The organism is Corynebacterium pelargi, assembly GCF_014635485.1.
GTDB classification, from domain to species: Bacteria; Actinomycetota; Actinomycetes; order Mycobacteriales; family Mycobacteriaceae; genus Corynebacterium; species Corynebacterium pelargi.
The window spans coordinates 689,249-711,274 of sequence record NZ_BMCX01000001.1 but is presented as its reverse complement, the minus strand read 5'-3'; the positions used below and the strand labels follow the sequence as shown (position 1 = coordinate 711,274).

20 protein-coding genes are annotated in these 22,026 nt (G+C 59.8%); 16 read left to right on the top strand and 4 right to left on the bottom strand.

The features are described from left to right. The first annotated feature begins 64 nt into the window (after positions 1-64). The gene (locus IEU99_RS03190) at positions 65-1,483 is read left to right on the top strand and encodes a cation:dicarboxylate symporter family transporter (RefSeq protein ID WP_128889360.1); all 1,419 of its coding nucleotides are present in this window, start codon (positions 65-67) and stop codon (positions 1,481-1,483) included. Between the two features lie 67 nt (positions 1,484-1,550). Here IEU99_RS03190 and IEU99_RS03185 read toward each other — a convergent pair whose 3' ends face one another. Both IEU99_RS03185 and IEU99_RS03180 read right to left on the bottom strand, forming a co-directional pair. After that, entirely contained in the window at positions 1,551-2,459 is a 909-nt protein-coding gene (locus tag IEU99_RS03185; protein ID WP_128889361.1) for an ornithine cyclodeaminase family protein, read from the bottom strand. Between the two features lie 3 nt (positions 2,460-2,462). Further along, positions 2,463-3,386 carry a pirin family protein gene (locus IEU99_RS03180; RefSeq protein WP_128889362.1) on the bottom strand — a complete coding sequence of 308 codons (924 nt, stop codon included), beginning with the start codon at positions 3,384-3,386 and terminating at the stop codon, positions 2,463-2,465. An 81-nt stretch (positions 3,387-3,467) separates the two neighbouring features. Here IEU99_RS03180 and ndk point away from each other — a divergent pair, with 81 nt between their 5' ends. The 5 genes from ndk (at position 3,468) to obgE (ending at position 9,217) form a co-directional block, all read left to right on the top strand. Then, positions 3,468-3,878, top strand: a complete 411-nt coding sequence (gene ndk / locus IEU99_RS03175; protein ID WP_128889363.1) for a nucleoside-diphosphate kinase — start codon at positions 3,468-3,470, stop codon at positions 3,876-3,878. A 334-nt stretch (positions 3,879-4,212) separates the two neighbouring features. Then, on the top strand, positions 4,213-6,828 hold the full coding sequence (locus IEU99_RS03170) for an Rne/Rng family ribonuclease (protein ID WP_128890782.1): 2,616 nt from the start codon (positions 4,213-4,215) through the stop codon (positions 6,826-6,828). A gap of 166 nt (positions 6,829-6,994) precedes the next feature. Beyond that, complete coding sequence (gene rplU, locus IEU99_RS03165) at positions 6,995-7,300, top strand: 50S ribosomal protein L21 (RefSeq protein ID WP_123934923.1); 306 nt, start codon at positions 6,995-6,997, stop codon at positions 7,298-7,300. A gap of 42 nt (positions 7,301-7,342) precedes the next feature. After that, positions 7,343-7,603, top strand: coding sequence for a 50S ribosomal protein L27 (gene rpmA / locus IEU99_RS03160; RefSeq protein ID WP_128889364.1), 261 nt, complete (start codon positions 7,343-7,345; stop codon positions 7,601-7,603). Between the two features lie 96 nt (positions 7,604-7,699). Beyond that, complete coding sequence (gene obgE / locus IEU99_RS03155; protein ID WP_128889365.1) at positions 7,700-9,217, top strand: GTPase ObgE; 1,518 nt, start codon at positions 7,700-7,702, stop codon at positions 9,215-9,217. 23 nt (positions 9,218-9,240) lie between these two features. On the opposite strand, the gene IEU99_RS03150 is transcribed toward obgE, so the two are convergent. Together IEU99_RS03150 and IEU99_RS03145 are read right to left on the bottom strand one after the other, a co-directional pair. Then, a complete protein-coding gene (locus IEU99_RS03150; RefSeq protein WP_128889366.1) occupies positions 9,241-10,359 on the bottom strand; it encodes an alpha/beta hydrolase in 1,119 nt (372 codons plus the stop codon). A 148-nt stretch (positions 10,360-10,507) separates the two neighbouring features. Continuing rightward, positions 10,508-12,445, bottom strand: a complete 1,938-nt coding sequence (locus IEU99_RS03145; protein ID WP_128889367.1) for a YhgE/Pip domain-containing protein — start codon at positions 12,443-12,445, stop codon at positions 10,508-10,510. Positions 12,446-12,596: 151 nt separating this feature from the next. Between IEU99_RS03145 and proB the strand changes: the two genes are divergently transcribed. From proB to holA, 10 genes are all read left to right on the top strand, one after another. After that, positions 12,597-13,727: a glutamate 5-kinase gene (gene proB / locus IEU99_RS03140; protein WP_128889368.1), complete on the top strand. Its 1,131-nt coding sequence runs from the start codon at positions 12,597-12,599 to the stop codon at positions 13,725-13,727. 69 nt (positions 13,728-13,796) lie between these two features. Continuing rightward, complete coding sequence (locus IEU99_RS03135) at positions 13,797-14,705, top strand: D-isomer specific 2-hydroxyacid dehydrogenase family protein (protein ID WP_128889369.1); 909 nt, start codon at positions 13,797-13,799, stop codon at positions 14,703-14,705. Between the two features lie 18 nt (positions 14,706-14,723). Further along, on the top strand, positions 14,724-15,983 hold the full coding sequence (locus tag IEU99_RS03130; protein WP_128889370.1) for a glutamate-5-semialdehyde dehydrogenase: 1,260 nt from the start codon (positions 14,724-14,726) through the stop codon (positions 15,981-15,983). After that, positions 15,980-16,609 carry a nicotinate-nucleotide adenylyltransferase gene (nadD, locus tag IEU99_RS03125; protein WP_128889371.1) on the top strand — a complete coding sequence of 210 codons (630 nt, stop codon included), beginning with the start codon at positions 15,980-15,982 and terminating at the stop codon, positions 16,607-16,609. Before IEU99_RS03130 ends, nadD begins: the two co-directional genes overlap by 4 nt. Positions 16,610-16,697: 88 nt before the next feature. Continuing rightward, complete coding sequence (rsfS, locus tag IEU99_RS03120) at positions 16,698-17,153, top strand: ribosome silencing factor (protein WP_128889372.1); 456 nt, start codon at positions 16,698-16,700, stop codon at positions 17,151-17,153. A 6-nt stretch (positions 17,154-17,159) separates the two neighbouring features. After that, positions 17,160-17,810 carry a histidine phosphatase family protein gene (locus IEU99_RS03115; RefSeq protein ID WP_128889373.1) on the top strand — a complete coding sequence of 217 codons (651 nt, stop codon included), beginning with the start codon at positions 17,160-17,162 and terminating at the stop codon, positions 17,808-17,810. Positions 17,811-18,110: 300 nt separating this feature from the next. Continuing rightward, positions 18,111-18,896: a DegV family protein gene (locus IEU99_RS03110; protein WP_128889374.1), complete on the top strand. Its 786-nt coding sequence runs from the start codon at positions 18,111-18,113 to the stop codon at positions 18,894-18,896. Between the two features lie 94 nt (positions 18,897-18,990). Then, positions 18,991-19,653, top strand: coding sequence for a helix-hairpin-helix domain-containing protein (locus IEU99_RS03105; RefSeq protein WP_128889375.1), 663 nt, complete (start codon positions 18,991-18,993; stop codon positions 19,651-19,653). Between the two features lie 146 nt (positions 19,654-19,799). Next, entirely contained in the window at positions 19,800-21,053 is a 1,254-nt protein-coding gene (locus IEU99_RS03100) for a ComEC/Rec2 family competence protein (RefSeq protein WP_164931136.1), read from the top strand. Between the two features lie 19 nt (positions 21,054-21,072). Continuing rightward, entirely contained in the window at positions 21,073-22,020 is a 948-nt protein-coding gene (gene holA / locus IEU99_RS03095) for a DNA polymerase III subunit delta (protein WP_128889377.1), read from the top strand. The last annotated feature ends 6 nt before the right edge of the window (positions 22,021-22,026 follow it).

Here is a 22,026-nt window from a genome sequence, read left to right as displayed (position 1 = left end):
CCGCTCACACAGAGCGCGGGTGAAACCGAGTGCTCCACATCTCAAAAGGAAACAAGCACAACCCATGGAAAAACTCTCCAGTTCTCCTAAGATTCCGGAGCCAAAAGGTGGGCACAAAGACCGCTCGCACTGGCTCTATATCGGCGTCATCATCGCCGTGATCGCAGGCATCATCTTCGGGCTTGTGGCACCGGATGCAGCCAAGGGCTTCAAAGTTCTCGGCACCGCCTTTGTCCACCTGATCGTCATGATGATCCCCGCCGTCATTTTCTGCACCATCGTGCTGGGTATTGGCTCAGTGCGAGCTGCAGCAACCGTCGGCAAAGCAGGCGGGCTTGCCCTTGCCTACTTCATCACCATGTCCACCTTCGCCCTCGCCGTGGGTCTGGTGGTAGGCAACCTCATCCAACCCGGCACCGGACTCAATATTGAGGCCTCCAAGGGCGCGGCCGATTCCCTCGTGGCCAAGAACGCAGCCGAAACCCACGGCACCGTCGACTTCCTGCTAGGCATCATCCCCACCACCATCTTCTCCTCGTTTACCAGCGGCAATATCTTGCAGGTGCTCTTTGTCGCCCTGCTCACCGGCTTCGCGGTGCAGTCCATGGGTAAACGAGGCGAGCCGATCCTCGGGGCCATCGCACACCTGCAGCGGCTTTCTTTCAAGATCCTCAACATGATCCTCTGGCTCGCCCCCATTGGTGCTTTCGGCGCCATCGCCGGCGTGGTTGGCCAAACGGGTATCGAATCGGTCAAGCAGATGGCCATCCTCATGATCGCCTTCTACATCACCTGCGTGCTCTTCGTCTTCGTGGTGCTCGGGCTGATCTTGAAGATCTTCGCCGGCTTTAACATCTTCAAGCTGGTCAAGTACTTGGCGCGAGAGTTCCTGCTGATCGTGGCCACCTCATCCTCGGAATCGGCCCTTCCTAACTTGATGCGCAAGATGGAACATGTAGGCGTGGATAAATCCACCGTCGGCATCGTCGTGCCCACCGGCTACTCCTTCAACCTCGACGGCACCGCCATCTACCTCACCATGGCCTCCATCTTTATTGCCGACGCCATGAACAAACCCATGGACATGGGCGAACAAATCGCGCTGCTGCTCTTTATGATCATCGCCTCCAAGGGCGCAGCCGGCGTGACCGGCGGTGGCCTCGCCGCGCTTACCGCCGGCCTGCAATCGCACCGCCCCGAGCTTCTCGACGGAGTGGGCATCATCGTCGGCATCGACCGCTTCATGTCCGAGGCCCGAGCCCTTACCAACTTCTCCGGCAACGCCGTTGCCACCCTGCTGGTAGGCAAGTGGACCCACACCGTGGATCGCCAGCGCGTCTACGACGTGCTCGACGGCAAGATCCCCTATAAGGAATTGCCCGAGGACACCCACGTGGACATGCACAACCCCACCGTCAGCAATGACCCGGCTGCCCAACTGCAGCCCACGCCACAGGTGGACATCGACAAATACAGCCACTAGCTGCCAATAGAAAGCACCCTCAAAGGATCGCACTGATCCTTTGAGGGTGCTGCGCTTCGTGGAAACGCTACTCCTTGCTCATCATGCCCACCGCAACAGCCAAATCTTCCCAGCTCATGCCGGTGCCTTTGAATACGCGCGGCTTGGTGTAATCCACCTCGACCTCGCCGAGCACCAGGTCCTTCAACGTGCGAAGGTCAGATTCGGCCAACGCACCGTCTTCAATCGCCATCACCACATCGCCGGCCTCACGCAGGGCAGTGGCCACGTCTTCAACCACCACGAGCGAACGCCCCATCAATTCGGCCGGTACTTCACGGCGATCAGTCTCATGCGAACCAATTGCCAAAACGCACACATCATCACGCACATCTGCTGCCTCAAACAGGGCAGAACCAGCAGAAGTAGCGCACACAATCACATCGGCATCGCGGGCATCGTCTTGAGCACCAACCCTTGCCGTAATGCCCATCTGCGCCAATTCGGCCACCGCAGCCTCCGCCTTGGTGTGGTCACGGCCAACCAGCACGCACTCGCGCACCTCACGCAGGTCCGCCAGCGCCCGGGCATGGCCAACACCCTGCGGGCCGGTGCCGAACACCACCAATTTGTCCACGGCGCCGGGTGCAAGCAGCTTCGAAGCCGCAAGCGCGCTCACGGCGGGAGTGCGAATATTGGTAATCGCCACGCCATCGATCATGGCTTGAAGCTGCAGCGTTTGGCCGTCGAAAAGCACATAGGTGCCATCGATCCTGGGCAGATCCGTGTTGCCGGGAGCCAGGCCGATAATTTTCACGCCGGCCCAACCAGGAATCGCTGCGGGCATGGACAGGATTTGGCCGGCGGGCACGGCGGTGATGCTGCGAGCCGGATCCTCGGCCGGTTCCACTCCTGAAGTTAGGGCGGAAGTTAGGAGGGAGAGAGCGCGGGCGGGAGAGATGGTTTCGAGTACCTCTGCATAATTAAAAATCTTCATACTTCACCTTTCTACCTGTGCCTGCGGCTTGCTGGGCACACGCGCCCGCATCGTGGCATTGGGCAGGGCAGGTGCGGGCAACCACGCAGGCCCTGTGCCCCGATAGCCCTCGAAGCTGCCAAAGCGGGCATCTTGGTTCTGCCATTGTTCGCGGTATTGCTCGATTTCTTCGTGGCTGCGCCCAATGAAGTTCCACCACATCACGAAGGGCTCTTCAAAGGGTTCGCCACCGAGGACCACGATGCGCGCCGGGGTATCGCCGGTGTTGCTGATGGTGCATTGCTGCTCGCCGATGCCCATATACGCCAATTCGGTCGGGGCAATGTGCACGCCTGCTACGTCAATGCGGCCGGTATCAACTAAGACGCCGTGTTCGAATGCTGGGTTGAGTTCGAGGGGCAATTGCGCGCCGGGATCAAGCACAATTTCGGCGCCGAGCAGGGGAGTAAAGGTCTGCACTGGGGATTCTTGGCCAAGCAAGGAACCGAGAAAGACGTGCGCATAGCCGCAGTCGATCGTGGTGCGTGGCACGTGATAGGTGTCGAGGCGGCGTTCGCTATCGCGATGTTCTTCGGGCAGCACGGTCCACAATTGCACCCCGTGCAGGCGCGTGGATTGGGATACTTCAGAATGCGAGATGCCGTGGCCTGCGGTCATGATCACCAGGTCGCCGGGGCGCACGAGGGCGTGATGATCGCCTGCATCATCGTGTTGAATTTCACCTTCGAACAGCCAGCTTACGGTTTGTAATCCAGTGTGCGGGTGCGGAGCTACATCCATGGTGAGCTCATCGGGTCCGTAGTGGTCTGCAAAGCACCAAGCGCCGATGGTGGGGCGTTGCCTATGCGGCAAGGTGCGGTGGACTGTCATGGCGCGAGGTCCGCCAAGAGGGACTTTGCGCGAGGTGATGCGCTCGATTGCGGTCATGGCATCATTATTGCGCTTTTCGACGTCCGGGGGTAGCCACCGAAGTCGCGATTTTTGATGCTTTCGCTAAAGTAACTGAACATGACTGAACGTACCCTGATTCTGATTAAGCCCGATGGTGTCGAGCGCGGCCTTGTAGGCGAGATTCTTGCCCGCATCGAGCGCAAGGGCCTCAAATTCGCTGCTCTGGACCTGCGCGTTGCTGATCGCGAAACCGCTGAAAAGCACTACGCAGAGCACGAGGATAAGCCCTTCTTTGGTGAACTTGTCGACTTCATCACCTCCGCACCGCTGATCGCCGGTGTGGTGGAAGGCCCCCGCGCCATCGAGGCATGGCGTCAGCTTGCCGGCGGCACCGATCCTGTGTCTAAGGCAACCCCCGGCACCATCCGCGGCGATTTCGCCCTTGAGGTGGCCTCCAATGTCGTCCACGGTTCCGACTCCGAGGAATCGGCAGCACGCGAGATTGGCATCTGGTTCCCGAACCTCTAAAAACCCCAAGCGTTGCGCTATTAGCGGCACCACCTCTTGCTAGGTGGTGCCGTTTGGCATTCCAAGGGAGGGGGTATGGAAGAATACGGGGTTAAGGATTGATGCTTCGCTCCGCCTGTTGTGAGTACAAAGGCGAGATCGCAGAACATCACCTTGAGTTTTAAACATTACAACTGCAATAACACGGCACCTGTGCGGCGGCGGCGATCACTGTGATGGATCGTTCAGCGCCCGGGAAGTCGAAGAGATGAAAGAAGGCTAAAGGCACGTGGCTCAAGGTAAACCAGGTCGCCCAAGAACCCGCCCCGAACCCAAGGCGGTAGACCCCAAGCAAGTGGCTGAAAAAGCCAAGCAATTCGATCGCGACAGCATCGGCGAAAAAACGCGAGTTTGGGCGCTGGCCCGCGAACTCGATGCAACCTCGCCCTATGTGGTGGAGGCGCTGCACGCCATCGGCATTGTCAAAGTGGCACAAGCTGCCCTTACCCCAGCCGAAGTTACGCGGCTGCTCGATCACCTCGCAGGTGATGGGCATACCCCCGGCGACGACGATAAATTGCGTCACCGTGTGGAAAAGAACGTAGAAAACGAGATCGAGCAGATCAAGCAAAAAGTCGATCGCGAGCTTGAGGCTGAGGTTGTCACCCCTGCCGAAGAAGCACCGATCATTCCCCAAGTAGAGGTGGAAAAGCCGGCACCCGTTGCCGCCGCCATCCCTGTGTTCATGCCTCCGAAGCCACTTGAGGTGGTTGAAGAAGCCGAGGAAGAAGACGAAGACACCGCAGCGAAGAAGCGCCGTCGCGGGCGCCGCGGCACCGGACGCGGACGCAAGCAAGAAGAGCGCAACGAAGAAGTCGAGCAGATCGAAGAGCCGAAGGCCATCGCCGGTTCCACTCGCCTTGAAGCGCAGCGTCGTCGCCGCGCAGAAATGCGCGATGAGCAGCGCAAAAAGCGCCACATCGTCTCTGAGGCTGAGTTCTTGGCGCGACGTGAATCCGTGGAGCGCACCATGGTGGTGCGCGAACGCGAACGCAAAGATCACCCAGGCACCGTGACCCAGGTGGGCGTGCTTGAAGATGGCATGTTGGTCGAGCACTTCGTCACCAGCGAAACGCAGGCCTCGATGGTGGGCAATATCTACCTCGGCCGCGTGCAAAACGTGCTGCCCTCGATGGAGGCCGCCTTTATCGATATCGGCCAGGGGCGCAATGCTGTGCTCTACGCCGGCGAAGTCAATTGGCGCTCCCTTGGCCTTGGCGGGCGTGGGCGTCGCATTGAACAAGCCTTCCACCCCGGCGACCAAGTCTTAGTGCAGGTTTCCAAAGACCCGGTAGGCCACAAGGGTGCCCGCTTGACCATGCAGGTCTCCTTGGCCGGGCGTTACCTCGTCTACGTCCCCGGCGGTCGCTCTGCGGGTATTTCTCGCAAATTGCCGGCAGGGGAGCGCGCTCGCTTGAAGAAGATCCTCAAAGATGTGATGCCGGAACACGGCGGTGCCATTATCCGCACCGCCGCCGAAGGCGTGCATGAGGATCAAATCGCAGCCGATGTGAAGCGCCTCGACACCTTGTGGAATCAACTTTCCCAGCGTGCCGAAAAGCAACGCGAGGCGAAATCCTCCCAGCCCGTTACCCTCTATGAAGAGCCGAACATGCTGGTCAAGGTCGTTCGTGACCTGTTCAATGAGGACTTCCACAAACTCGTCGTCGACGGCAAACGATCCTGGAACACGGTGCACGCCTACGTGCAATCCGTGGCACCGGAGCTGCTTGAGCGCTTAGAGCACTTCGATCGCAGCGAACACGATGGCCGCGATGCCTTCGAGGAATTCCGCGTCGATGAGCAGATCAAGAAGGCCCTTTCGCGCAAGGTGTGGCTGCCCTCCGGCGGCACCCTCGTGATCGACCGCACTGAAGCGATGACCGTGATTGACGTCAACACCGGCAAATTCACCGGCGCTGGCGGCAATCTGGAAGAAACGGTCACGCGCAATAACCTCGAGGCCGCAGAAGAAATCGTGCGCCAGATGCGCCTGAGGGATCTCGGCGGCATGATCGTGGTGGACTTCATCGATATGGTCTTGCCCGAAAACCAAGACCTGGTGCTGCGCAGGCTCACCGAGGCCCTGGGGCGCGACCGCACCCGCCACCAAATCTCCGAAGTGACCTCACTCGGCTTGGTGCAAATGACGCGCAAGCGCCTGGGCACCGGACTGCTTGAGACCTTTACCACCGAGTGCGAGCACTGCGAAGGCCGCGGCGTGATCATCCACGATGACCCCATCGAGGAGGTTGAAGAGCCCAAGAAGGCCCGCAAGAAGCACGACCATGGTGTGCGCCATCAAGATCCCAAGCGCCACCCAGCCGTGGTGGCCATGCACAAGGAAGAAGAAGACAAGCCGACCCTCGAGGAGCTTGCCAGCGCCGTCGTAGTGGATAACGACGCAGCGGAGTTGGAAGAAGAAACACCAACGCCGAAGCGTCAGAAGAAGCAGAAGCGCCGCAGCAGCCGCCGCGCGCAGAAGAACGACACCAGCGCCGAAGAGATCGCTCACGCAGCGTTGGAGAAGGCAGAAGCCGAAGAACCAGATGAGCCATCTGGTCGCGACCACATGCCGGAAACCTATGAGGAAGCGAAGCAGAAGTTCGAGGCCTCTCCGCGGCGCAAGCGTCGCGTGCGCGGCAATTCCCGTTCGGATCACAAGCCAAAGCCGGAAGACTTTGAGCCCAAGGCCGATGAAACTTCGCAACGCGCAGCCGAACAGCAGCCCGAGGAAACCCCCGAGGTGAAGGTGGTTTCGCGCAAGGGGCGTCGTCGAGCTATTCGACGCAGCCAGCCGCAGGTCGAGCGTGTGCAGAAGGGGAAACCTGAGCAAGAAAAGGGCGAAACTTCCCAGGCGAAGCACCCCCGTCGAGGCCGTCGGCGTGCGACTCGCAGGGCACGTCGATAAGCCAAGTTTGGCAATCGGCTGTGCTAAAGGGTAGTCTTTGACAGTCGCTGTTTTGCGCAGGTTTTGCCTGTGCTTTGAACAGCTTAGGAAACCAATAAACACCATTCAGGCGACTGGAACATCACCGGGTGCCTGAGCCGAGTAGAGATTAAGGGGTAGCCCTCGTATGTACGCGATCGTCAAGACCGGCGGCAAGCAGTACAAGGTTGCCGAAGGTGACCTCGTCAAGGTCGAGAAGATCGAGGGTGAGCAGGGTTCGACCGTTGCACTCACCCCGATCATGCTCGTCGACGGCGCCGATGTGACCACCAAGGCCGATGAGCTCGCTAAGGTGAGCGTCAACGCTGAGATCGTCGAGCAGGTCAAAGGCCCGAAGATCAAGATCCTGAAGTACAAGAACAAGACCGGTTATAAGAAGCGCCAGGGTCACCGTCAGAAGCTGACCCTGCTGAAGATCACCGGTATCAAGTAAGCCACACGGCCTTACGCAAGACCTTTTTAGGAGGGAAACCACATGGCACACAAGAAGGGTGCATCCAGCTCCAGCAACGGCCGTGACTCCGAGGCAAAGCGCCTAGGCGTCAAGCGCTTCGGTGGCCAGCGCGTGAACGCAGGTGAAATCCTCGTTCGTCAGCGCGGTACCAAGTTCCACCCCGGCGAGAACGTCGGCCGTGGCGGCGACGACACCTTGTTCGCGCTCAAGGCAGGCTCCGTGCAGTTTGCCACCAAGCGCAACCGTCGCACCGTGAACATCGTTGAGACCGTCGAGGTCTAAACGCTTCACCAAGAGCAACACTTTTTAGGAGAGCACCGCACCTTCCGAGGGTCGGTGCTCTCCTAACTTTTCAGCAACATTCAGAAAGGAAACACCATGGCGCGTTTTATCGACCGCGTAGTGCTCCACCTCGAGGCCGGCGATGGCGGCCATGGCTGTGCCTCCATCCACCGCGAGAAATTCAAACCCCTCGGTGGCCCAGACGGCGGTAATGGTGGACACGGTGGCGACATCATCCTCAAAGTGTCCAACCAGGTCCACACGCTCCTAGAGCTGCACTACCGCCCACACCTGCGCGCAAAGCGCGGCGGCAATGGCGCCGGCGACCACCGCAACGGTGCCCGCGGCGAAGACCTCATCTTGGATGTTCCCGTCGGCACCGTAGTGCTCGACACCGAGGGCAATGTGCTCGCCGATATGACCACGCTCGGCATGGAATTCATCGCCGCCAAAGGTGGCTACGGCGGACTCGGCAACGCCGCACTCGCCTCTGCCGCACGCAAAGCCCCCGGCTTCGCACTCAAAGGCGAACCAGGCGAAGCCCACGATGTGGTCTTGGAACTTAAATCCATGGCCGATGTCGGACTCGTTGGATTCCCCTCCGCCGGCAAATCCTCACTGATCTCGGTGATGTCTGCCGCGAAACCCAAAATCGGCGACTATCCCTTCACCACCCTCCAACCCAACCTCGGTGTGGTGGATGTGGGCCATGAATCCTTTACCATCGCCGATGTGCCAGGTCTTATCCCGGGAGCCTCCGAAGGCAAAGGCCTTGGCTTGGACTTCCTGCGCCACATCGAGCGCACCGCAGTGCTGGCCCACGTCGTTGATACCGCCACCCTCGAACCCGGGCGTGACCCCGCCTCGGATATCGAAGCGCTGGAAGCAGAACTTGCTGCCTACCAATCCGACCTCGACCAAGATTCAGGCTTAGGGGATCTGCGTGATCGTCCGCGCATCATCATCTTGAACAAGGCCGACATTCCAGAAGCACGCGAATTAGCGGAGTTCCTCAAAGAAGACCTCGAGCAACAATTCGGCTGGCCAGTCTTCATCATCTCGGCCGTCGCACAGCAGGGTCTTGAACCCCTGCGCTACAAGCTGATGGAACTCGTCTCCCAGGCGCGAGCCCAACGCCCAGCGCCCGAGGCAACACCGCGCCAAATCATCCGCCCAGAAGCAGTGGATAAGCGCTCCAAGAAGCAACGCCAAGACTTCGAAATCATCGAAGACCCAGAGGTCGAAGACGGCTTCATCGTGCTTGGCGAACGCCCAGCACGCTGGATTATCCAGACCGACTTCGAAAATGACGAAGCCGTGGGCTACCTCGCCGATCGACTCGCACGCATGGGCGTAGAAGACGCCCTCTTCAAAGCGGGCGCCCGCCCAGGCTGCACCGTCACCATCGGCGAAGTGTCATTCGAGTGGGAACCCACCATGAGCGCAGGCTCCGACACGCCACTTACCGGGCGCGGCACAGACCCCCGTTTGGCCCCGAATACACGCGTATCTGCAGCAGAACGCAAACGCGCCTCCCAGGCTCGCCGCGGACTCATTGATGAGTACGACTTTGGCGATGGCCAGGAGGCGGATCGTGAGCGCTGGCAGGGCTAACCCCTCCTAACTTTTGACGAAAGTTAGGAGGAGGTGACGTCGCGAAGCTCGGGGTCTTGGGAGAGCCAGTTATCCGGCCCCACATACACCTTCGCGGCTTCTGCATCATCGCGGACGGTGTAGTCGGCGAAGGAAATCACGAGCGCGTCGTAGATATTGGTGTCGCCGGCATCGAGGTAGAGGCCGTGCTCGGCGCCGCGGACAATCGCCCACCATTTCGGTCCGGTGGCGCGATCATAGGCGAGCTTGGATACAGGCCATGGCACGAGTGATTCGTGCTCTGCGGCCAGTACGAGGGTCGGCACGGGTGATGGGGGAGAAGCGAGCCCGAAGTCGGATGGGCCGGGGTTGATGCCAACGGCGCCGGCGACCGCTGCTTCAGTGCGACCGACCGAGTGGAGCAATTTATCAATCATGCCGGCTTCGCGCACGGCTGCTCCGCCGCCGGCGGAGTGGCCGACGAGCAGCATCTTAGAGAAGTCCACGTGCTCGTAGAGGGGGCTTGAGGGGTCGCGGTCTGCTTGGTTTGCTCCAAGGGCGGCGATGTCCATTTGTTCGCCGAACCAGTTGGCCACGCTGTAGCCGAGTGCCACGATGTAGCCGTGGGAGGCGTAGAACTCGGCGTGGTGGTGCACCATGCCGGGTTCGGATCCAATGCCGGGTGAGAGGACGATCAGCGGTGCGCGCTGGCCTTCGGCAAGGTCGGTGGGGTAGATGAATTGGAAGCCGATGGCGGGGTTGGGGCCTTCTGGGGTGACGCCGTAGCACTCCGGTGGCACGTTGTTGCCGTGGTTAAAGCGCAGGATTTGGTTGTAGAGCGCGTAGATGGGGGTGCAGTCGATGGTGGGGACGGTCGATGCAATGGGGTGGGGCCCTGGTGCGCCGAAGGTTTCGCGAATCTTGCCCGGATCCTGGTGGAATGGCGCGGTGATGCGGGTGCCGGTGAGTCCGATATCCGCCAATGGTGCGGGCACCTCGGGGGCGATGTCTTCTGCTGGTTGCTCGATGGAGTCGAGCACATCGATGATGGGGTTCAGCCCGTTGGTGATGCCGAAGTCGATGGCGTGGGCTGCGGGCATCGTGCTCAGGCCTAGCGTGAGGCCAAGTAGACCTGCGGTGATGCGGGTGCGGGTTGCTGCCACGGGAGGGCTCCTTTTTCTTGAAGGGGAATACAAAGGAAGTATTGGAGGGCAGCATTAGTGTACCCACCAGGGCATGAGCACGGTGAGTGCTTTGCCTGGTGGGTAGGGGTTGGGGATGTGAAGTCCCCCGAGTGTGGGGAGGGGCGTTTTAGGTGTGCTGGAGTTCGGGGGTGTGGGTGTGTTCTTCGGCCTTGTTCAGTTTGTAGTTTCGAGCGAACACGGAAAGGCCGATAAAGACGATGATGCTTACTACGAGCACGACCACCCCGGTGTAGTAGGTGCCGTCGAAGTTGCCGTCGACGGTGCGCACGAAGACGTCCTTGGCGTAGGTCATGGGGTGCAGGCTGTGCATGGCGCGCATCGGGGCTGGGGTGAGCTGGATGGGCCAGACGCCACCGAAGGCGAAGACGCCGTAGGCGAAGAAGCCCAGTGCGAGTGCTCCTCCTGCAAGCCGGCCGAAGGCCAGGCGAAGGAATTGGAAGATGCTGGTGCCGTGGGCTGCGATTAAGACCATGGCAAGGAAGTAGGCGCCCAGGTGTGCGATGTGGAAACCAGCGGCCATGCCCGCGCCGGTGAGCAACCACAGCAGGGCGGTGTTGCCGGCGCCAACGACTGCAAAACCAGCGAGCACGGCAACCAGGGTGGAGGCGTGTTTGCGGGTGCCCAAGATGTGCGGGGCAAGCATGCTCACCAGTGCCATGAGGAGGTAGCCGAAGACGAGGATCAGGATCATCGTCACGCCACCGGAAAGCACCTTGGAGGTGGGGTCGTGTTCGTCGCTAAGCTCCTGCACGGCGTGGCGGTAGTCCTCCTCATAGGCCACGGGCACGGCGATTTGGTGGGAGGATGCCTCGATATCTTTGATTTCGGGGGCCTGCTGCGCGCCTTCGCTTAGCCCCGCGTCGAGCTGTGAGGTGCCGTCTTTGAGTTTGGCTACGCCGGCGTCGAGTTGGTGGGTGCCGTCGAGAAGCTGGCCCATGCCGTTGTCAAGGCGAGCGGCTCCGGCGGCAAGCTGAGAGGAGCCGTCTTTGAGCTGCAGTGCGCCTTGGAGGTAGGGCGCTGAAGGGTCGTTGAGGTTATAGCTCATTTGGGCTGTGCCGTCTTTGAGCTTGGCTAATTGGTTGGCCAGTGCATCGGGGTTGGAGGTGTCCAAAACGGCGATGCGATCGCGGATTTCTTGGGCCTGTGCTTGCAGCCCGAGCATTTCAAGTTGGTCTGCGAGGGGTTTGAGCATCTCCACGGTGGTGCCGGCCTGCTTGAGCAGGGGGATGACCTTGTCGGTGAGTTGGCCTACCCCGGCATCGATTTGGGCCGCGCCGTCGCCAAGCTGGCTTGTGCCGTCGAGAAGCTGGCCCATGCCCTGATCGAGCCTGCTTGCGCCATCGGAAAGTTGCGCGGAACCGTCTTTGAGCTGCGTTGCGCCGTCGACGCCCTTTTCGGTTCCGGCCTTTAATTGCGCGGCACCATCGTCGAGCTGCTGGGCACCATCGGCGGCCTTCCTCAGCCCTTCTCCCAGGCGATTCATACCGCCGAGAATTTCCGAGCTATAGCCTTCCGCGATGCCCTTGGCAATGCCTTTTTGAATGCCCGGCACAAGCCCCGAGGTCAATAGCGGGGTATTGGTGCCGTATTGATCATTAAAAGAGATCACCACCTCCGGTTGCTTGGGGTGCTCATCGATGACGCTGGCTACTTCTTGAGAGAAATCCTTCGGGATCGAAAGCACCACCATGAAGTCGCCATCGCGCAGCCCATCATTGGCTTCGGCGGCTGGAAGTTCGGTGAAGTCCATGTAGCTGGTGTTCAGCAGGCCCTCCACCACGTCGTCACCAAAATTGACCTTCTGGCCATCTTTTTGAGTGCCGGCATCCTCATTGACCACCGCCATGCGAACGTTTTGCAGGTAGTGGGAGGGATCCCAGAGTGACCACATAAACGCTGCCGTTACCAGCAGGGGAGCCACGAGAACGGTCACGATGATCGAACGAATCAGCAGCGCCCGCTTACGTGAGGGGGAGGGCTTGGTGGTTTCTTTCATGCGCAAAAACTCCGTTGCGAGGTGAACAATGACGAGGTGAAGCGTCATCAGTGAGGGGCAATAGCGTAATTTTGTGGCGCTATAAATTTTGTCTGCTAAAGCTTAGTAATCCTTCGAAGGGAAAAGCAAAACTTTTCGCAGCTCAAGCTTTTCGACGCCACCCCACGCCCTCAAAGCGCCTCGATTAGAATTGCAATCTATGACTTTCGCAGCACCGGGAACTCCCCAAGACCTCCGCCATCACATCGCTGCTGCTAAAAGGGTGGTGGTCAAGATCGGTTCCAGCTCCCTTACCGGCGAAGACTTCGCAGTAAGCCCGGAAAGAATCAACCGCATCGTCGACGCCCTCGAACAGCGCATGGGCAAAGGCTCGGACGTCATCGTCGTCTCCTCCGGTGCGATCGCCGCCGGTCTAAAACCCCTCGGCCTGCATCGCCGGCCTGCAGATCTTGCCACCAAGCAGGCCGCAGCCAGCGTCGGCCAAGTGCACCTTGCCAATGCATGGGGTGCTTCCTTCGGGCGCTACGGGCGCACCACCGGCCAAGTGCTGCTCACCGCCGCCGATGCAGGCGTGCGTGAACGCGCACGCAATGCACAGCGCACCATCGATCGGCTAAGGCAATTAGGGTGCGTGCCCATCATCAACGAAAACGACACCGTGGCCACCTCCGAGATGCACTTCGGGGATAACGACCGCCTTGCAGCCATTACCGCCAACCTCATTGCCGCTGATGCACTGGTGCTGCTTTCCGATGTGGATGGCCTCTATGACCGCAACCCCAGCGACCCCACCGCGCGCTTTATCAGCGAGGTGCGAGACGCCAGCGATTTAGATGGTGTGGTCGCAGGCGATGGGGGCGTGGTTGGCACCGGAGGCATGGCGTCGAAGGTGTCTGCAGCGCGTCTGGCAGCCCGCGGAGGAATCCCGGTGTTATTGACTGCGACCGCTCGCATTGAAGATGCGCTCGATCGCGCCGATGTGGGCACGGTGTTTTATCCGGAGGAAAATAAGCTCTCAGCCTGGAAGTTCTGGGCCTTATACGCCGCCGATGTAGGCGGTGGCCTAAGAATTGATGCCGGCGCGGTGCGCGCGATCCAACAAGGCGGTAACTCTTTGCTGGCGGTAGGCATTACGGAGGTGATTGGTGATTTCCACTCCGGTGAAATTGTGGAGATCCTAGGCCCTGAAGGCCAGATCATCGGCCGCGGCGAGGTGGCCTATGATTCCGATACCCTCGTTGGCATGGTGGGCAAGCAATCGGCGGAGCTTCCCAAAGGCATGCAGCGACCAGTGGTGCACGCCGACTACCTTTCCGGTTCACGCGCCTAGCCGCCCCGCAGTCTGTGCTGGCCCAAGCCCGGTTGTTTGCCTGATCGTCTACATGGAAGGAGCGCTGCCATGAAATTTGCCATGATGCCTCAACGCTGGGATATCCCCGCACAGGCGCTAATCGATGCCGGACACGAAGAAGTAGAGCTTGATCAAGCCGACTTCCTAGTGTTCAACGGCGCCAAGGACTTTCCGGAGCTGCCGGAAAATATCCAATACGTTCAGGTCGCCTTCGCCGGCATGGATGCATTGCGCAAACAAGGGGTGCTCAACGATCAGGTGCGCTGGGCCAATGCCGCAGGCCTTTATGCCGACACCGTGGCCGAATCCACCCTGGCCATGTTGCTTGCGGTGGGGCATAAGTACCCGGCGATTCTCAACGCCAAGTCTTGGGGCATTCGCCCCCTGCCGGATCAGCACACCAATTGGCTTTACGACGATAAAACGCTCGCCATCATCGGCGCCGGCGGTATCGCCCGGCGTCTGCTGAAGTTTGTGTCCGGCTTTGATCTGCACACCATCGCCGTCAATACCAGCGGCAAGGCCGTCGAAGGCGCGGATGAAACCTTCAGTATCGAGCAAGTAGAGCAGGTGTGGCCCAGGGCCGATTACGTGGTGCTTTTGGCGCCACTGACTGAGGAAACTGAGCACATGGTCAATGCGAGCGTCTTCGAGCAACTGCCCAATCACGCCATCGTGATCAATGTGGGCAGAGGTGGGCTCGTGTGCACCGAGGAATTAGTCGCTGCCCTTGAACAAGGCCAGATTGGTGGTGCAGCCCTTGACGTCACCGAACCTGAACCGCTGCCCGACGGTCATCCTTTGTGGCAGATGGATAATGTGCTGATCACACCCCATGTGGCCAATACCACCGAGCGTATGCAGCAGCTTTTAGGGCCGCTGTTTGTAGAAAACGCACGCCGATTCGCAGAGGGTGAAACCATGCTCACCGAAGTTGAACCCGCGAAAGGCTACTAGCTGCTAGTTTAAGGCGGTATGAAACAGCCAACGGTATTAGAACGCGCCAAAGCCGCCAAAGCAGCAGCGCCGAAGCTTGCAGCACTCTCAAGCACTGAGAAAAACGCCCTCCTTGAAGATGCAGCCGAGTATCTCCTGGCGCACAGCGAGGCGATTTTAGAAGCCAATAAGCAAGACCTGGAAGCCGGTGAGCGCGCCGGGTTGAGCGAAGGGCTGTTAGATCGTCTTCGCCTCGATCACGGACGCATCGAAGGCATCGCCGGCGGCTTGCGCCTAGTGGCGGGCTTAGCCGATCCAGTTGGCGAGGTCATCGGCGGCGGCGTGATGTACAACGGCATGCTCATGCGCCAGGTTCGAGTCCCACTTGGGGTGGTGGGCATTGTGTATGAGGCTCGCCCCAATGTCACCGTGGACGCCTTCGGGCTGACCCTAAAATCCGGCAACGTGGTGTTATTGCGCGGCTCGAAGTCTGCCGTGCACACCAACACCAAGCTGGTGGAGCTGCTTCAGGAGGTCGTGCAAAAGCACGGCCTGAGTGCCGATACCGTGCAGCTTTTGCCCTGCGAGAGCCACGAGAGCGTCCAGGAACTCATTACCGCCCGAGGCTATGTCGATGTGGTGATTCCCCGAGGTGGCGCGAAGCTGATCGAGGCCGTGGTCTTGGGAGCTACCGTGCCCACGATTGAAACCGGCACCGGCAATTGCCACTTCTATATCGATCGCGACGCCAATATGGATGAAGCCATTGCCATGCTGCTCAACGGCAAAACCCGCCGCTGCTCAGTGTGCAATGCCACAGAAACGGTCCTGATCGACGCAGGCCTGCCGGCCACCGAACAATTGCGCATCATCCGCGCCCTCCAGGACGCCGGGGTGAAGGTGCATGGGGACGTCGACAAGCTTGCCACCATCGGTGCAGAAAACATCGTTCAGGCCGAGGCGAGCGACTGGGAAGAGGAATACCTCAGCATGGATATCGCAGCCCAGCTTGTCGACGGCCTCGACGGCGCCATCGAACACATCCGACGCTATAGCTCCGGACACACCGAAGGCATCGCCACCCGCAACACCGCCACCGCCCAAGCATTCGCAGCGGGCGTCGACGCCGCCGCCGTCATGATCAACGCATCCACCGCCTTTACCGACGGCGAGCAATACGGCATGGGCGCAGAAATCGGCATCTCCACCCAAAAACTCCACGCCCGCGGACCCATGGGACTGCCCGAACTGACCACCAGCAAATGGATCCTCGAAGGCCAAGGGCATACCCGCGCATGAGCAAACGCATCGGCATCATGGGTGGGACCTTCGACCCCATCCACCACGGCCACCTCGTCGCAGCAAGCGAAGTGGCCGCACGCTTTGGCCTCGAACTCGTCGTGTTCGTCCCCACCGGACAACCCTGGCAAAAAGCCGACCGCGAGGTCAGCGAACCAGAAGACCGCTACCTCATGACGGTGATCGCCACAGCAAGCAACCCCCGATTCACCGTGTCGCGCGTCGATATCGAACGCGAAGGCGCCACCTACACCATCGACACGCTCAACGACTTAAAAAGCCAATACCCAGACGCAGAACTGTTCTTCATTACCGGAGCCGACGCACTCGCCAAAATCCTGTCCTGGCGAGACTGGGAAAAAATGTTTGAGCTTGCCACCTTCGTCGGCGTCACCCGACCAGGCTATGTGCTCGAAGAAAGCAATATCCCCCAACGCTTCCAACACCGCGTGGAACTCATCGAAGTGCCAGCGATGGCCATTTCATCCACAGATTGCCGGGCGCGGGCCAAAAAAGGCATGCCGGTGTGGTATCTGGTGCCCGATGGGGTGGTGCAGTACATCAATAAGCGGAAGCTGTACTCGCCTTGCGGTGCCGACGATGACTTAGACCCCACCCCCTCCTAACTTTTTGCGAAAACTTAGGAGGGTGGGAGACTGCTAGTAGCGAAATTAAACTTTCCGCCCCAACCCAATTGAAGGAAACTTAAGGTTTATGACAGCAACTGCTGACACTATCCGCCTCGCGGAGATCGCCGCGAAGGCCGCCGACGAGAAACTCGCCACCAATATTGCGGTGCTTGACGTCTCCGATGTCATGGCAATTAGCGAGGTGTTCATGCTGGCATCGGCTGATAATGAGCGCCAGGTCCGCGCCATCGTCGAAGAAATTGAAGATGCCCTCACCGAAGCCGGTGAAGAACCAAAGCGCCGCGAAGGCAACCGCGAGAACCGTTGGGTGCTGCTGGATTACGGCATGCTGGTCATCCACGTGCAGCGCAATACCGAGCGTGACTTCTATGGCCTTGATCGCCTCTACCGCGATTGCCCACTGATTGAGGTCGAAGGCATTGAGCTGCCGCAGCGCCCCGAGATGGACGAAGTTGATACCCGCACCGTGGAATCCCTCGACGACATTCCGCTGGCTGCCCAGCCGGAAGAGGAGTTCTAGGCGCCGATGGCTCGACGTCTTTTACTGCTGCGACACGGCCAAACGGAATTCAATGCCACCCGCCGAATGCAGGGACACTTCGATACTGAGCTTTCTCAGACCGGATGGCAGCAGGCACAAGCTGCCGCCGAGATGCTTGTTGGCCAGCCAATTGTGAAGATCATTGCCTCTGATTTGCGGCGCGCAAAAGATACCGCCCAAGTCATCGGTGATCAGCTCAACCTTCCCGTCAGCCTGGACTCGCGCTTGCGGGAAACTGATCTTGGCGATTGGCAAGGCAAAACGCATGAGGAAGTCGATAGTGCGTTCCCAGGGGCGCGTGCTCGCTGGCGTTTCGACGCCACCTGGGCCCCACCGAATGCGGAAACCCGCCAGGAAGTCGCCGCCCGAGCCTTCACCGTGGTGGAGGATCTCCTGCAAGAAGTAGAGCAGTGGGAGGGCAATACAGTGCTGATTGTTGCCCACGGCGGCACCATTTCCGCACTCACCTCAGCGCTACTCGGATTTGCCGACTCCAAGCACCCGCTCTTTTCTAATCTTGGCAACACCCAGCTTGCCCAGATCGTCGGGCGCGACGTGCCCGAAGGATATCCGGTGCATGGCAACAAGGCTGTGCAGTGGTACGTCGAGGGCTGGAATATCGACCGCGTGCTTTAGCGCTGGGTGGTGCGGTGCCTGCGCCGGCTGCCGCGCCAGCGATGCCCAGTCGCGCCGGGTGCTTGGGCGCTGAGATGCTTGGGCGCTGGGCACTTGGCACTGGGCGCTGGGACGCTGGGCGCTTGGGCTTAAAAATTTTCCCCACGCTAGTAGTTTGTGCCACCGAGCTTTTTGGTGCGCGCTAGTGTTGCAGATAGCCCATACGCCTAGCCCATACGCCCTGCAGGTGGCCTGATGTGCACTCCGCGCGCTCAAAGCCACCGCGTGCACTGCACTCATTGTTAAGAAAAGATTCCCATCATGGCTGTTCGCATTGTCACCGATTCTTCTTCCGGATTGCCGGTCGATCTCGCCCGAGAATTGGGTATCACGGTGGTGGACTTGCACGTGATGCAATCGAGCGGGGAGCAAAGCACCGCTGGTTTAAGTGCGCTCGAATTGACAGCGGCCTACGCCCGCCAGCTCGAACGCGGTGACGATGCGGGCGTTGTGGCGTTGCACCTTTCTAAAGAATTATCTTCCACCTGGTCTGCCGCGACCCAAGCCGCTGCTATTTTTGATGGCCTGGTTCACGTCGTCGACACCCAAACCATTGGCATGGCCGTGGGGGCTGCTGCGATGGCTGCGGCGAAATTAGCTGCCGAAGGGGCGGATGTGCAGGCGTGCGCTGAGGTTGCTCGCGATGTGCTCGACCGCAGCGAGACGTGGTTATATCTGCATCGCCTCGATGCCATTAAGAAGTCCGGGCGTATCTCGGCAACCACCGCAGTGGTCTCCTCGGCGCTGGCCACTAAGCCTTTGATGCGTGTTGAACACGGACGCCTTGAATTGGCGTGTAAAACACGAACCCAGTCGAAGGCCTTTGCGCGTCTGGTGGAGGCGATCCGTCAAAGAGCTGCCGCCGAGCCGGTCTTTGTCATGATTCAGCACTACGATGCCGCGAATGAGGCGGCCGAGTTGCAGCGGCAGATGGAACGCCAGCTTGCCTCTGGATCAAGTTTTCTTAGCTGCCCACTTGAGCCCACCGCGGCGGTGCACGCAGGCCCCGGTGCGATTGGTGTGTCAGTTGTATATCACCGTGACTAACTTATGCACAGGCTTATCGGCACCCACTGAGTTATCCACAGGCCATCACCGCCATTGTTTGCCCGGTATCTGATGGGCTTTTAGCCTCGCAGGCATGGGGAGGGCAACACACAGGCTTCAAGAGTTACTGCGCACCACCGAAGAAAGCGATCGGCTAAAGGTGCAGTACCCAAAGCTTCGGCTGGGTATGAGCAAAAAGCAGGCCATCATGCTGGCGATCGTGCTGCTGCTGGTGGTGCTGGTGGTCTTTCGCCCGCAGCGAGAACCACTCATGCAAGAAGCCTCACTCGATACCCGGCCACACCCGGAGGCTTCGAGTTCGCAGGCCTCAAACGAGCCGGTGGTCATCGCCGTGGTAGGTGCTGTGGAGCACCCGGGTCTTCTTAGCCTTGACCCCGGCTCCCGTGTCGCCGATGCCCTTGAGCAGGCCAAACCTCAACCCGACGCAGATCTCGCCGGTGTGAATTTGGCTGAAAAGCTTGTCGACGGCCAACAAATCACCCTCCCACGCATCGGGGAGGTGCTTAGCAGGCCCGAAGATCCCGCGCCGCCTGGAGATGCTGGTGGCAAAATTTCTTTAAATCGCGCCAGCATCAGCGAGCTGACCGCCCTTGCCGGGGTCGGAGAAAAAACTGCCGCGGCAATCATCGAATACCGTGAGGCTAATGGCGGCTTCCAAAGCGTGGAGCAGCTTCAAGAAGTCAAAGGCATAGGCCCTGCAAAGTACGCAGCTATTGCTGAGCACGTTGTCCTATGAGCGATCTTCGCCTGGTACCAGCGGCAGCGAGCTTGTGGTTCATTGCAGTCGTGGTGACATGGAGCAGGTCACTGGCCTTGGGGCTAGGGTGCGCCCTACTCCTCGCAGTGGCACTAGCACTGTGGCAAAGGCCCCAAGGAATCGCCGTGGGCGCAACAGGTGTGGCTGGGGCACTTCGCACCTGGCAGAGTGTGCGCGCAGCGGATCACTTCGATTTCTCCCAACCGCTGCGAGCCCAAGTCGCCAGCATGCCCCATAGCACTGATAATGGGTGGTTCTTTCGCGCCAAGGTAGCTGGCTTTCCTACTGAACTGCCCGTTTTTAGCACCGAAGCACCAAAGGTTCAGCAATTCGACTCGGTAACACTCGAAGGGGCGGTGCGCCCCAGCGGTGGCCTGTCAAGAGCGCTCTATATCGCAGAAGACATCCACTACCTTGGCCCGCCTGATGGCCTGCAGCGTTTTTCCCTCGAGGTCAAGCTGCGATTTCAGACCCTGGTGCACCAGCACTCCGATGGTGAGGCCATCGGCTTATTGCCGGCGATGATCCTTGGCGATGCCTCCCTCCAGACCCCTGAGGCAAAACAACGCTACGCCGCCACCGGCCTCGCACACCTGAGTGCCGTCAGCGGCGGCAACGTGGCCATGCTCACCACCGCGGTACTCGCCATTGCCACGCTCGCAGGTGCCAGCAGAGCGCTCGCATTGACAGCGGCCATGCTGAGCTTGGCCGTGTTCGTCTTCATCGTAGGCCCTGAACCTTCTGTCTTGCGCGCCGGGGTCATGGGTTCGCTGGCGCTCGTAGCCATGATGGCCCACACTCGAGCCCCACCCATCCACGGCCTGAGCATCGCAATACTGGTGTTATTGCTCTATGAGCCCGCGCTTGCCACGTCTTTTGGCATGAGCCTTTCCAGTGCTGCCACCGCGGGCATTATCGCTATCTATCCGCTGGTGTATCGCAGCATTGCCAGCCCGTATTGGCCCGATGTGCTCAGCCGCATGGTGGCGGTGGCGCTTGCTGCAGAACTTGCTACGTTGCCGCTGGTGGTGGCCATGGCCCAGCGGGTGTCTTTGGTCGCGGTGCCAGCGAATGTGTTGGTAGCCCCGGTGGTGCCGATGATCACCGTGGTTGGTCTTTGCGCTGTGCTTTTGGAGCCCACCGTCCTTGGTGGCGTGATGATTCGCGCAATCACCCCCTTGGCCAATTGGATCGCCAAGGTTGCCGAATACGGTTACAACCTGCCTTTTTCGCGCGTAAATGTTCACAGTGATCCACTCACGCTGGCTTGGATGGTGCTCGCAGTCGCTTGGATCCTTTTCGCCTTAGCTTCTCGACGCCCAACGCTGATCATCGCCGTGGCGCTCGGCATCGGTGGTGTGCTCATCTTGTTGGTCTAGGTGTGGCACCATTGTTGCCGTGAGCCAAGCAATCGCCCCCGTCCATCTCGTCCTCGGTGATGATGAATTCTTGCGCGAGCGCGCCCGCATTGCCATTAGCAGCAGCATTGCCGAACATTCCGAGGCCACTGTCAGCCGAGTGCGCGCAGGTGAGATCACACAATCTGAGCTTTTAGAGCTGCTCAGCCCCTCACTTTTTGCTGAGCAACGCGTCATTGTGATCGAACACCTTGAAGATGCGGGCAAAGAACCAGCCCAGCTTGTGCTCGAAGCGGCGAGCAATCCTGTCGACGGGATGTACCTGATCATTTGCCACGCCGGCGGTGGGCGTCAAAAAGCAATGGTGCCGAAGCTGAAAAAGCTCGCACAAGTACATGAGGTGGCCAAACTCAAACCCAATGAGCGCCCCGCGTGGGTCACAGCGGAGTTTAGAAACCACGGCCTCAGCCCCACACCTGATGTGATCCATGCGCTTCTCGACGGCGTGGGGTCCGATCTTCGCGAGCTTGCCTCAGCCGTTTCTCAACTCGTTTCAGACAATCCCGATGGTGTGGACGCATCGACAGTGCGGGCGTTCTACAACGGCATCGCCGAAGTATCGGGATTTGATATCGCCGACCTCGCGGTGAGCGGGGAAACGGCGCGTGCGGTTGCCAGTACTAGGCGTGCGCTCCAATTGGGTGTTTCGCCCGTGGCGCTGGCTACGGCTTTGAGCATGAAAGTAGGCGCAGTGGCGCGTCTATATGGATCGTGGCGGATTAATTCTCGTGAGTTAGCCGGAGAGTTAGGAATGGCGCCGTTTATTGTGGAGAAAACCTCAAAGGTGGCGCGACGCTGGTCAGCCGATGCGGTGAGCAAGGCTGTGATTCTTATGGCTGAACTCGACGCCACCGTCAAAGGCCAAGGTGGCGACCCTGAATTCGCAATTGAGGATGCGGTGAGGCGCGTTTCCCAATTGGCTGGCTAAACTGTC

What these genes read in the sequence shown, in the direction of transcription:
- IEU99_RS03190 (WP_128889360.1), top strand. Translation starts at nt 65, where the DNA reads ATGGAAAAACTCTCCAGTTCTCCTAAGATTCCGGAGCCAAAAGGTGGG.
- IEU99_RS03185 (WP_128889361.1), bottom strand. Translation starts at nt 2,459, where the DNA reads ATGAAGATTTTTAATTATGCAGAGGTACTCGAAACCATCTCTCCCGCC.
- IEU99_RS03180 (WP_128889362.1), bottom strand. Translation starts at nt 3,386, where the DNA reads ATGACCGCAATCGAGCGCATCACCTCGCGCAAAGTCCCTCTTGGCGGA.
- ndk (WP_128889363.1), top strand. Translation starts at nt 3,468, where the DNA reads ATGACTGAACGTACCCTGATTCTGATTAAGCCCGATGGTGTCGAGCGC.
- rplU (WP_123934923.1), top strand. Translation starts at nt 6,995, where the DNA reads ATGTACGCGATCGTCAAGACCGGCGGCAAGCAGTACAAGGTTGCCGAA.
- rpmA (WP_128889364.1), top strand. Translation starts at nt 7,343, where the DNA reads ATGGCACACAAGAAGGGTGCATCCAGCTCCAGCAACGGCCGTGACTCC.
- obgE (WP_128889365.1), top strand. Translation starts at nt 7,700, where the DNA reads ATGGCGCGTTTTATCGACCGCGTAGTGCTCCACCTCGAGGCCGGCGAT.
- IEU99_RS03145 (WP_128889367.1), bottom strand. Translation starts at nt 12,445, where the DNA reads ATGACGCTTCACCTCGTCATTGTTCACCTCGCAACGGAGTTTTTGCGC.
- proB (WP_128889368.1), top strand. Translation starts at nt 12,597, where the DNA reads ATGACTTTCGCAGCACCGGGAACTCCCCAAGACCTCCGCCATCACATC.
- IEU99_RS03135 (WP_128889369.1), top strand. Translation starts at nt 13,797, where the DNA reads ATGAAATTTGCCATGATGCCTCAACGCTGGGATATCCCCGCACAGGCG.
- IEU99_RS03130 (WP_128889370.1), top strand. Translation starts at nt 14,724, where the DNA reads ATGAAACAGCCAACGGTATTAGAACGCGCCAAAGCCGCCAAAGCAGCA.
- nadD (WP_128889371.1), top strand. Translation starts at nt 15,980, where the DNA reads ATGAGCAAACGCATCGGCATCATGGGTGGGACCTTCGACCCCATCCAC.
- rsfS (WP_128889372.1), top strand. Translation starts at nt 16,698, where the DNA reads ATGACAGCAACTGCTGACACTATCCGCCTCGCGGAGATCGCCGCGAAG.
- IEU99_RS03115 (WP_128889373.1), top strand. Translation starts at nt 17,160, where the DNA reads ATGGCTCGACGTCTTTTACTGCTGCGACACGGCCAAACGGAATTCAAT.
- IEU99_RS03110 (WP_128889374.1), top strand. Translation starts at nt 18,111, where the DNA reads ATGGCTGTTCGCATTGTCACCGATTCTTCTTCCGGATTGCCGGTCGAT.
- IEU99_RS03105 (WP_128889375.1), top strand. Translation starts at nt 18,991, where the DNA reads ATGGGGAGGGCAACACACAGGCTTCAAGAGTTACTGCGCACCACCGAA.